The sequence below is a fragment of the Nocardia cerradoensis NBRC 101014 genome, from assembly GCF_000308535.1.
In the GTDB taxonomy this organism is placed as follows: domain Bacteria; phylum Actinomycetota; class Actinomycetes; order Mycobacteriales; family Mycobacteriaceae; genus Nocardia; species Nocardia cerradoensis.
This window is the reverse complement of sequence record NZ_BAFW01000231.1, coordinates 26,325-36,946: the sequence shown is the minus strand read 5'-3', so window position 1 is coordinate 36,946 and position 10,622 is coordinate 26,325. Positions and strand designations below refer to the sequence as shown.

12 protein-coding genes are annotated in these 10,622 nt (G+C 67.5%); 6 read left to right on the top strand and 6 right to left on the bottom strand.

The genetic code is table 11. The features are described from left to right. From ON23_RS24295 to ON23_RS24280, 4 genes are all read right to left on the bottom strand, one after another. The coding region (locus ON23_RS24295) for an SDR family NAD(P)-dependent oxidoreductase (protein WP_039781009.1) at positions 1-544 on the bottom strand (544 nt) is incomplete at its 3' end. Then, entirely contained in the window at positions 541-2,058 is a 1,518-nt protein-coding gene (locus ON23_RS24290; protein WP_039781008.1) for a flavin-containing monooxygenase, read from the bottom strand. The genes ON23_RS24290 and ON23_RS24295, both read right to left, overlap by 4 nt. Before the next feature lie 53 nt (positions 2,059-2,111). Continuing rightward, on the bottom strand, positions 2,112-3,203 hold the full coding sequence (locus tag ON23_RS24285) for a PDR/VanB family oxidoreductase (protein ID WP_051043248.1): 1,092 nt from the start codon (positions 3,201-3,203) through the stop codon (positions 2,112-2,114). Further along, positions 3,200-4,075, bottom strand: coding sequence for a metal-dependent hydrolase (locus ON23_RS24280; RefSeq protein ID WP_039781006.1), 876 nt, complete (start codon positions 4,073-4,075; stop codon positions 3,200-3,202). The genes ON23_RS24285 and ON23_RS24280 overlap by 4 nt, the downstream gene beginning before the upstream one ends. Before the next feature lie 120 nt (positions 4,076-4,195). Between ON23_RS24280 and ON23_RS24275 the strand changes: the two genes are divergently transcribed. The 5 genes from ON23_RS24275 (at position 4,196) to ON23_RS24255 (ending at position 8,522) form a co-directional block, all read left to right on the top strand. Further along, positions 4,196-4,858: a TetR/AcrR family transcriptional regulator gene (locus ON23_RS24275; protein WP_039781005.1), complete on the top strand. Its 663-nt coding sequence runs from the start codon at positions 4,196-4,198 to the stop codon at positions 4,856-4,858. Between the two features lie 141 nt (positions 4,859-4,999). Beyond that, complete coding sequence (cyp51, locus tag ON23_RS24270; protein WP_039781019.1) at positions 5,000-6,349, top strand: lanosterol 14-alpha demethylase; 1,350 nt, start codon at positions 5,000-5,002, stop codon at positions 6,347-6,349. After that, a complete protein-coding gene (locus tag ON23_RS24265) occupies positions 6,346-7,179 on the top strand; it encodes an SDR family oxidoreductase (protein ID WP_039781018.1) in 834 nt (277 codons plus the stop codon). Before cyp51 ends, ON23_RS24265 begins: the two co-directional genes overlap by 4 nt. A 167-nt stretch (positions 7,180-7,346) precedes the next feature. Further along, positions 7,347-8,159, top strand: coding sequence for an RNA polymerase sigma factor SigF (locus tag ON23_RS24260; RefSeq protein WP_039781003.1), 813 nt, complete (start codon positions 7,347-7,349; stop codon positions 8,157-8,159). 39 nt (positions 8,160-8,198) lie between these two features. Beyond that, positions 8,199-8,522: a hypothetical protein gene (locus tag ON23_RS24255; RefSeq protein ID WP_039781002.1), complete on the top strand. Its 324-nt coding sequence runs from the start codon at positions 8,199-8,201 to the stop codon at positions 8,520-8,522. Positions 8,523-8,603: 81 nt separating this feature from the next. Here ON23_RS24255 and mbp1 read toward each other — a convergent pair whose 3' ends face one another. Next, positions 8,604-8,858: a microaggregate-binding protein 1 gene (gene mbp1 / locus ON23_RS24250; RefSeq protein ID WP_039781017.1), complete on the bottom strand. Its 255-nt coding sequence runs from the start codon at positions 8,856-8,858 to the stop codon at positions 8,604-8,606. A 105-nt stretch (positions 8,859-8,963) separates the two neighbouring features. Next, positions 8,964-9,491 carry a DUF6328 family protein gene (locus tag ON23_RS24245; RefSeq protein WP_039781001.1) on the bottom strand — a complete coding sequence of 176 codons (528 nt, stop codon included), beginning with the start codon at positions 9,489-9,491 and terminating at the stop codon, positions 8,964-8,966. A 62-nt stretch (positions 9,492-9,553) separates the two neighbouring features. Here ON23_RS24245 and ON23_RS24240 point away from each other — a divergent pair, with 62 nt between their 5' ends. Next, the gene (locus ON23_RS24240; protein ID WP_039781000.1) at positions 9,554-10,609 is read left to right on the top strand and encodes an AraC family transcriptional regulator; all 1,056 of its coding nucleotides are present in this window, start codon (positions 9,554-9,556) and stop codon (positions 10,607-10,609) included. The last annotated feature ends 13 nt before the right edge of the window (positions 10,610-10,622 follow it).

The window sequence follows — 10,622 nt, the reverse complement described above, 5'->3', positions numbered from 1 at the left end:
GTTCCACCCCGGCCTTGCTCACCATGTACGGTGAACCGCCCATTCCGGGGGCGAACGCGGCACATGAGGAGACCACGACGACGTGACCGTGCGCCGCGATGACGTCGTCGAGTGCGGGCTGGACGGTGTTGAAGGCGCCGGTGAGGTTGATCGCCAGCACCCGGTCGAATTCCTCGGGATCGAGCAGCCGCACGGTCGCCGGGCGCGGGACCACGCCGGCGTTGGCCACCACCACGTCGATGCGCCCGAAGTTCTCCCGGACCTGGCCGACGGCCAGCCGCACGCCCTCCCGGTCGGCCACGTCGACGGTGATCGCGACCGCCCGGATGCCGAGTGCGGCCGCGCTCGCGCGCACGGCCTCGGCGTCGATATCGAACAGCGCGACGTAGGCGCCGCGGTCGTAGAGCAGCCGGGCCAGCTCGTAGCCGATGCCGGCGGCGCCGCCGGTGATCACCACGACCTTGTCGCGCACGTCGAGCCGCTCACCCCCGCCGAGCACCGGGGCCAGCAGCGTGCGCACCATATCGAACGGTCCTGTGATCATCGGATACTGCTCATCTCTGCGGTGGTCGGATCCGGTACGTGGCGCGACAGCAGGTAGGAGTCCGCGTCGAAACTCGCGACGCGGCGGCGGTATTCGAAACTCCAGTTCGGATACAATCCGGCGTTCTCGCCCTTGTCGGTGGTGTAGTAGCTGTCGCAGCCGCCGCCCAGCCACACGGTATCGCGACTGCGCCGGCGCATCTCGTCGAGGAACCGGTCCTGCACCGAGGCCCGAACCTCGACGCGGTCGATATCGTTGTCGCGCAGGGTTTTCAGCGCGTCGACGATGTAGGCGATCTGCGATTCGATCATGAAGATCGCGGACTGGTTCCCGGCGGCGCCGAACGGGCCGAGGGTCAGGAACATATTGGGGAAGCCCGCGATCGCCGCGCCCAGATAACTGCTGGGCCGGCGACGGTAGTGGTCGGCCACGGTCAGTCCGCCGACGCCTTCGATCCGGTCGTAGAGTTTCGGGATCGCGCCGAACCCGGTGCCCCAGACGATGGTGTCGACCGGATGTTCCGCACCGTCGGTGGTGACGATCGATCCGGGGCGGATCTCGGCGATGGAGTCCGTCACCACGTCGACGTTGTCGCGAGTGAGGGCCGGATAGTACGCGTCGGAGAAGATCGCGCGTTTGCATCCGATCATGTAGTCCGGCGTCAGTTTCCGGCGCAGGGCGGGGTCGCGGACCTGGCGGCGCAGTTGCATCCCCGACAGCGCCTGGAACGGATGGCGGAAGCGACGGTCGACGAATCCGACCAGTCCGAAGCTCTCGATACCCGCGTAGTAGGCGCCCCGCAGCGCCGTGCCCAGCAGCGGCACCCGGCGCAGCAGTGCGCGCTCCACCCCGAGGGTGGACCGATCCAGGCGGGAGACGATCCACGGGGCGGAACGCTGGAAGACCGTGAGCCGCTGCACCTTCGGCGCGATCTCGGGGATGAACTGCACCGCCGAGGCGCCGGTGCCGATCACGGCCACGCGCTCGCCGGTCAGATCGTGCTCGTGATTCCAGTGCAACGAGTGGAACTGGGTGCCGCGGAAGGTGTCGCGCCCCGGCATATTCGGAATCTTCGCCTCGCTGAACGGGCCCACGGCCGAGATCAGCACATCCGCGCTGAGCACGCCCCGGTCGGTGCGCACGAGCCACCGCCGCCGCGATTCGTCCCACTGCGCGCGCACCACATCGGTGCCGAAACGCATATGCCGCACCACATCGTGGCGCTCGGCGACATCGCGCAGATAACCCAGGATTTCGGGCTGGCGTCCGTAGGTGCGCGACCAGTCGGGATTCGGCGCGAAGGAATAGGAGTAGAGATGCGAGGGCACATCGCAGGCGCAACCGGGATAGGTGTTGGCCTGCCAGGTGCCACCGAGATCGCCGGCGCGTTCGAGAATCAGGAAGTCCTCGAATCCGGCCGCGCGCAACGACACCGCGAGGCCGATTCCGGCGACTCCGGCGCCGATCACCGCGATCGGCGTGTGTTCGGCGGGCGCGCTCTCGGATACTGCCATCGTCGAATTCCTTTCGGTGCGGGCGTCGTTGCCCGAAACAACCGGTCTCGTGCTCACAGGTCGAGTTCGAGAGTGTCGCCCGCCGCACGCGAAACGCAGGTGAGCATGGTGGTCTCGCGTTCGGCGGGACTCAGTCGCCGATCGCGATGGTCGACGGCGCCGGCGTGCACGGTCACCGCGCACGTGCCGCAGAATCCCTGCCGGCACGAATAGGCGACGTCGGGCAGGACCCGGCCGATGGCCGCCAGGGCCGACTCGTCGGCGGCGACGTCCACGGTATGACCGCTGCGCCGCAACCGGATCCGGAACGGGCGGCCCCGCTGCACCGGCAGCGGCGAGAACCGTTCGGTGTGTACCGAAATGGTCGGCTCGTGGGCGGCGTCGGTACTCAGCGCGGCCGCCATGAGCGGCGGCGGACCGCAGACGTAGATCGCGGTACCGCGCGGGACGTCGGCCAGAATCAGATCGAGGTCGGCGAGACCGAATTCGTCGTCGGGCCGGACCTCGAGCAGTCCGCCGCGGTGAGCCGACAGTTCGTCGAGGAACGGCATCGTCGCCCGGCTGCGGCCGAGATAGACCAGCCGCCAATCGATTCCGCGCCGTTCGGCGTCGGCCACCATCGGCAGCAAGGGGGTGATGCCGATACCGCCGGCCACGAAGACGTAGTGCGGGGCGTCGATATACCCGAAGGCGTTGCGCGGCCCGCGCACGCGCAACCGGTCCCCCACCGCCACGTCGCGATGGATCTCGTCGGATCCACCGCCGCCCTCGGGCAGATGGCGCACGGCGATGCGATAGCTCCCGCGATCGGCCGGGTCACCGTTGAGCGAATACTGCCGCTGGCGCCCGGAGGGCAGGAACACGTCGATGTGCGCACCCGGAACCCAGCGCGGCAACTGCCCGCCGTAGGGCGCGACCAGGGTCAGCACCACCACGTCGCCCGCCTGCGTCTCGCGCCGGGCGACGATCAGCTCACGTTCGAAACCACTGCGCCGCACCGGATTCGGCCGCGACAGCACCTCGATCGGCGGTTCCGTGGTGACGCCGCGGCGATACAGGTCGAACACCGCGCCGACCGCCCGCAGCGGCAGCGACGGCCGATACTCCGGCCGGTCGGCGGCGACCGGGTACGCCACCGCCGTCATCGCCGGCCCTCGCGCGCCGCCGGCGACTGCGCGAGATACCGCAGCGCGTTGTCCATACTGCCGAGCTGGGAGGGATGGAATCCGGGCCGCAGATAGCGCGGAATCTCGGTCAGGAAGGTCGACATGCGCGGCACCACGCCGCGAGCGGAGGCGCTGAGGAACTGCAACGGCCAGAACCGCCCCTTGCGCGGGTCGGGATCCTTGGCGAACAGATAGCCGCCGGCGACCACGAACAGCACCAGCAGCGACGAGCTGGCCAGCACGGCCGTGCGGGCCTTGCGCAGATATCCGCCGTCGACGTGCATATACGCGTCGTAGACCACGCTGCGGTGTTCGACCTCTTCCGCGCCGTGCCAGCGGATCAGGTCCAGCATCGCCGGATGCATGTTCTTGGCCTCGAGTACGTCGTTGGTGAGCAGCCATTCGCCGATGACGGCGGTGTAGTGCTCCATCCCTGCGAACAGGCCGAGGCGCTCACACAGCCACTCGTGTTTGGCGCGGCCGGTCAGGCCGTGATCGCCGAGGATCCGATCGACCAGCCAGGCCACCGTCTCCACCATCGGGGCCACGTCGAGCCCGAGCGACTCCAGATGGCGGCGTGCCTGCGCGTGCGAGCTGGCGTGCTGATTCTCCTGGCCGATGAAGCCCTGAACCTCTTCGCGCAGCCGCTCGTCGTCGATGTAGGCCAGCGCCTCGGCCAGTGCCGCGGCCATCGCGCGTTCCCCCTCCGGGAGAACGAGGTGCATCACGTTGATGATGTGGGTCGCCATGACCTCGCCCGGAATGTAGTGCATGGGGACGGAGTCGAAATCGAATCGCACATCGCGGGCCCTGATCGCGTGGGCTTGGTCGTCGTAGACCGAGGTGTTCATGGCGCGTCCTTGCGGGGTGGTCGAAGCGATGCTCCGACCGTAATGTTGACATCACTGGATGTCAACAGCGGTCGATGTCAACAAAACGCCCCGTCGCCGCCCCCCGGTAGCATCACCGCCATGGCCGATTCGCCGCACACTCCGAAAACGGGCAGCCGCCCCTGGCGTGGGCGCGAACCGGCCGATCGCATCGCCGCACGTCGCGAACGGCTGCTGCAGGCCGGCTACGAGCTCATGGCCGGAGCCGGCGCGGCCGAGACCTCGATGCGCGGAGTATGCCGACAGGCGGGGCTCACCGAACGTTATTTCTACGAGAGTTTCGCCAATCTCGACGATTTGATGACCACCGTCCTCGAGAACACCGTCGAACAGTGCCGGGATCGGCTGCTCGCCGCGCTGGCCGACGCGCCCGAGGACCGGGATCTGCTGTTCGGTCACGTGGTGCGCGCGTTCACCGATTTCCTCACCGAGGACCCCCGGCGCGGGCGCATCCTGTTCGTCGAGTCCATCGCCACCCCGGCGCTGACCCGGCGCGGCAGCGAACTGGTCGCCGTGATCACCGGGCCGATCGCGTCGGTGATCGCCGCCGACGACACCGACACCCCGGCTCCCGACGAGACCGACGCGACGCTCAACGCGATGGCCATCTTCGGCGCGCTCGCCTACTGCTACCGCCCGTATCTGATCGGCGACATCACCATCGACCGGGAGCGGTTCGACAACCACGCCGCCGCGATCATCCGGCAGCTCAGCACCGTGCGCTCGGCGCCGGTCCTGCGCTGAGTACCAGCACCGACATCGTTCCCGCACACCCCGTCCGACACTGCCCGAAACAGTGCCGGACCTTGCCTCGCCCACCCTTCCGTAGTACCGTCCAGACACGTGTCCATCACCGATGGATCCGGGAATGCGGAAGGATTTCTCATGACGTTGGTCAAGCCGCGGCAGGTCTCCGGGGGCGAACACGAGCACGGCCACCTCGAAGAGTTCCGCACCGATCCGATCGCGCTGATGCGGCGGGTGCGCGCCGAGTGCGGCGATGTGGGCTCATTCCGGCTGGCCGACAAGGACGTCATCCTGCTCTCGGGCGCCGAGGCGAACGAATTCTTCTTCCGCGCGGCCGACGAGGATCTCGACCAGGGCGCCGCCTACCCGTTCATGAAGCCGATCTTCGGTGACGGCGTGGTCTTCGACGCCAGCCCCGAGCGCCGCAAGGAAATGCTGCACAACCAGGCCCTGCGCGGTGACTTCATGCGCGGGCACGCCGAAACCATCGCGCACGAGGTGCACCGCATCCTCGAAGGCTGGGGCGACGAGGGCGAAATCGACCTGCTCGAGTTCTTCGCCGAGCTGACCATCTACACCTCCTCGGCCTGTCTGATCGGCAAGAAGTTCCGCGAGGAACTCGACGAGCGGTTCGCGCACCTGTACCACGAACTCGAGCGCGGCACCGACGCGCTGTGCTACGTCGACCCCTACGCGCCGATCGAGAGCTTCCGCCGCCGCGACGAGGCGCGCGCGAAGCTGGTCGAACTGGTCCAGGAGATCATGAACGGCCGCATCGCGAATCCGCCGCAGGGCAAAGAGGATCGCGACATGCTCGACGTGCTGGTCTCGATCCGCGACGAACAGGGCGAGTTGCGGTTCTCCGCCAGCGAGATCACCGGCATCTTCATCTCGATGATGTTCGCCGGTCACCACACCACCTCCGGCACCGCGGCCTGGACGACCATCGAACTGCTGCGCAATCCCGAGGTGCTGGCCGGGGTCGTCGGCGAACTCGACGAGCTCTACGCCGACGGCCAGGATGTGAGTTTCCATGCGCTGCGCCAGATTCCGCAGCTCGAGGCGACGTTGAAGGAGACGCTGCGGCTGCATCCGCCGCTGATCATCCTGATGCGCGTCGCGCGCGGCGAATTCGAGGTGTGCGGGCACAGCATCGCACCGGGCGATCTGGTCGCGACCACGCCGGCGGTCTCCAACCGGATCGCGGAGGACTTCCCCGAGCCCGACCGCTTCGATCCGGGCCGCTACGTCGATCCCAACCAGGCGGATCTGGTGAACCGCTGGACCTGGATCCCGTTCGGCGCCGGACGGCATCGCTGCGTCGGCCAGGCGTTCGCCCTCATGCAGCTGAAGGCGATCTTCTCGATCCTGTTGCGGGACTGGGAATTCGAGATGGCGCAGCCCTCCGACAGCTACCGCAACGACCACTCCAAGATGGTGGTGCAGTTGCAGCAGCCGTGCACCGTCCGGTACCGGCGGCGCGGGTGAGCACCAGACTGCCGGGGACGGTGGTCGCCGTCACCGGCGGCGCGCGGGGTATCGGCTATTCGATCGCCGAACACCTGCGCGACGCCGGTGCGCGGGTGGCGCTCGGCGATATCGATGCGGACGCCGTCGCCGAGGCCGGATCGCGGCTCGGCGCCGCGGCCACCCTGGCGCTCGATGTGACCGACCCGGGCTCGTTCGCCGACTTCCTCGCGGCGGTCGAGACCGAGGCCGGCCCCGTCGACGTTCTGATCAACAACGCCGGCATCATGCCCGTCGGCCGTTTCACCGACGAATCCGACACCATCACCCGCCGCATCCTCGAGGTCAACGTCCTCGGTGTCATGAACGGCACCAAAGCCGCACTGCCACAGATGCTTTCACGCGGGCGCGGCCACATCGTGAATATCGCGTCGCTGGCCGGGGAGAATCCCACCCCCGGTATGGCGACCTACTGTGCGAGCAAACAGGCCGTTCTCGGCTTCACCGAGGCCATGCGGCTGGAATGCCGCGGCAGCGGAGTGCGCTTCTCGGCGGTGTTGCCGACCTTCACCCGCACCGAACTGATCGCCGGCACCAAGGCGCCGATGGGCCTGCTGGCCGAACCCGAGGATGTCGCCCGGGCGGTGGTGCGGCTGATCGCACGCCCGCGCCGACGGGTCACGGTCACCCGGCTGGCCGGGGTGGCGATGGCGTTCAACAAACTCACGCCGCGCGCCTTCGGCGAATTCACCGCCCGCCGCATGGGCGTGCACCGAATATTCACCGACGAGGTCGATCGAGCCGCCCGAGCGGACTACGACCGGCGGGTCGGCAACACGCCGGAAGGCTGAAACCACAAATTCCGGCCGGTGCCGGATATTATCAGGAACGGCGTACGCCCTGGTCATCGCCCGGAAATCGGGTGAATATCCCGGCGTGCGCCGTTCGACGTCTTTTGAGAGCCGCACCAACGGGTACCCAGTCTGGGTCGGATTCAGTTGGAAGCGAGGTATCTCGAATGACACATGAACCGATCGCCCGTCGTGCCGAAACCGCCGCACGCCACGGTGCCAACAGTTATGACAACATCGAACCCTGGTTCGAGAAACTGGCCGCTCTGGATCATACCGATCCGCATCGGGAGTCGGTCCGAGCGGAAATCATCGAACTCTGCCTGCCGCTGGCCGAGCATATCGCTCGGAAATTCTCCGGCCGCGGCGAGGCGTTCGACGATCTGCACCAGGTGGCGAGGCTCGGTCTCGTCCTGGCCGTCGATCGATTCGATCCGGCACGAGGAAATTCTTTTCTCTCCTTCGCCGTACCGACAGTGATGGGCGAGGTTCGCCGTCACTTCCGCGACTACACCTGGTCGACCCGGGTCCCACGCGCCGTCAAGGAATTGTGGCTGCGCATCGGTCCGACGACCGAACATCTGGCTCACGAACTCGGGCGCATGCCGACCGCCCGCGAGTTGTCCGAAGCCCTCGACGTCGACGGTCCGCAGGTGGTGCAGGCCATGATCGCCGGCAACGCCTACCAGCCGAATTCCATCGACGCCGTCGTCGACGCCGACGACGGCGCGATCATGGACAAGCTCGGCGCCGAGGAACAGTGCTACCAACTGACCGAGGACGCGATGGCGGTGCGCCCGCTCATCGATGCGCTGCCCACCCGGGAACGCAGAATTCTGATCATGCGCTTTTTCGAATCGAAGACGCAGAACCAGATCGCCGAGAAACTGCAGATCTCTCAGATGCACGTATCCCGCATTCTGTCGCGCACGCTGAAAAGTCTTCGGCAGCAGGCGCTCTGCGAGCCGCAGCCGACCTAGGGATCCAACCGTCCATCCACACGACCGAAAGGTGTAGTCATGCCCAAGGAATGGTCTGCCAAAGAAGAACGCCAATACGAACATGTGAAGTCGTCGGCCCGGAAACGGGGTGCGAGTAAAGGCCGCGCAGAGGAAATCGGCGCGCGCACGGTCAACAAGAATCGTGCGCAGGCGGGCAAAACCCGTACCGGGAGCCGCAGTTCCACCAACGATATGTCGCCGCAGCGCCGCGGTGGCCAGCGGTCCGGCAAAGGTTCACAGGGCCCGACCCGCGATCAGCTCTACAACGAAGCGCGCCAACGCAATATCAAGGGCCGCTCGAAGATGACCAAGAAACAACTCGCCAGCGCGCTGGGCCGGTAATCGAAGAGAGCCGGTAATCGAAGAGAAAGGGTGCCCGGCCGATACGGCCGGGCACCCTTTTTCGGGTTCCTCACGTCACCGTCAGGAGCCGTCCTTGCCTTGGAAAGCCTGCTGCCGCTTCTCCTCCACACCGGCTTCCGCGCGGTGCTTCTCGGCCTCGGCCTCCTTCTGGGCGGCCTCGCGCTGCGATTCGGCGCGGCTCTGCTGGGCCTTGCCCTCCTCGCGCAGGTCGTCCTTTCCGAATACCTGGCCGGCGGCTTCCTTGGCCTTACCCTTCGCGCCTTCCACGACGCCTTCGAGGCCTTCGCGGCCTCCGCCCTTCTCGTGCTCCGACAAGGGATTCACCTCCAACGCGTCGAAATCACTGACATCGGGCGCGATACCCGGCGACCCCGGCACGAAACGCCCTCCGGCCGCTGTTTCGGGCCGCTGTGGGCGTCCTCACCGCGTCCGGACACCGCGCCGGCGCTCCCGCCACGGATGGGCGAACCAGGTCAGGAGGAACAGCACCGCGAAGCACACACCGATGACGGTGGCGGCGACCGCACCGGCCACCGTGTCGAAGATCAGCACCGCGACTCCGGTGAGCGCGATGCCGAGCAGCGCCAGCCCGACCAGCGCGAACGTGTGGGCGGTGCGTACCACGCTGCCGAGGCGATGCTGACGGAACAGGATGCGGTGGGCGGCGACCGGCGCGATCAGGAAGACCGTCGCCGCGATCGAGGCGGCCACCACCGCCAGATACAGACCGCGCATCGGCGTGGACATCACGGTGAACCTGGCCTGGAACGGCAGCGTCAGCAGGAAGCCGGTCAGCAGCTGCACACCCGTCTGCACCACTCGCAATTCCTGAATCAAGCTGGTCAGATTGCGGTCCAGCTGTTCGGTTTCCGTCTCACCACCACGGACCTCGCGGTCCCATTCCCGATCGCGGTCTTCCCGGCCGCCGGCGGACTGCGCCTGCTCCATCCGACAACCCTATCCCCGGCCGTTCGCCCCAGCTGATCAATAGTTCCGGCCATAATGGTGCCATGCACACCGTCGAGGCGCCCGAGGTCCGCACCTGGAACTTCCCCCGCGGGGTCGCCAGCGTCGCGGTGATGACCGAATTCGCCGCCGGATACGGGGTGGACCGGACGCGGCTGCTCGCCGGATCCGGTATCGGACCGGCCGCACTCACCGATCCGGGAGCACAGATCCCGGCCGAGGCCGAACTGGCGGTGGTGCGCAATCTGGTCGCCGAACTCGGCGAGATTCCCGCGCTCGGCGTCGAGGTCGGGCGGCGGTACCGATTGAGTACCTTCGGCATCTTCGGCTTCGCCTGCGTCACCAGTCCCACTCTGCGCGAGGCGATTTCGCTGGCGATGCGGTACTACCGGCTCGGATTCGCCTTCTGCACACCGATCGTCGAGTATCGGCGCGACGATGTGATCGCCTGGATTCACCACGAGCTCATCCCGCCGGATGTGCAGACCTTCCTGGTGGAACGCGACATCGTCGCCATGCACCGGGTGATGGCCGATCTGCTCGGCCACGACTTCTCCTTCGCCCGAATGGAATTCGGTTACGACGAACCGCCGTACGCCGACCGGCTCGAGGCCGTGCTCGGCGCGCGGCCGCGCTTCGGGCGCGCGCACACCATGTTCACCGTCGCACCGGAGATCCTCGCCCAGCCGCTGCCGCAGGCGAATCAGCAGACCTGGGCGGTCTGTATCGCCCAGTGCCGGGATCTGGTGCAACGCCGCAGCGCGCGCACCGGGATCGCGGCCGAGGTCCGGGAACGACTGCTGCCCGGCAGCGGCGCGACCGGTATCACCACCCCGCCGCCGATCGAGGCCGTGGCCCGGGAGCTCAACATGAGTGTGCGGACGCTGCGCCGCCGCCTCACCGAGGCCGGGACCAGCTATCGGGCGCTGCTCGACGAGGTGCGCCGCGCGCTCGCCCAGGAGATGCTCTCCGGGACGCCGCTGACCATCGACGACATCGCCATCCGGCTCGGCTACGCGGAGGCGACACCGTTCATCCACGCCTTCAAGCGCTGGACCGGAACCACGCCGGCCGCCTATCGGCGTGACCGGAACTATTGATTTTCTGGCCGCC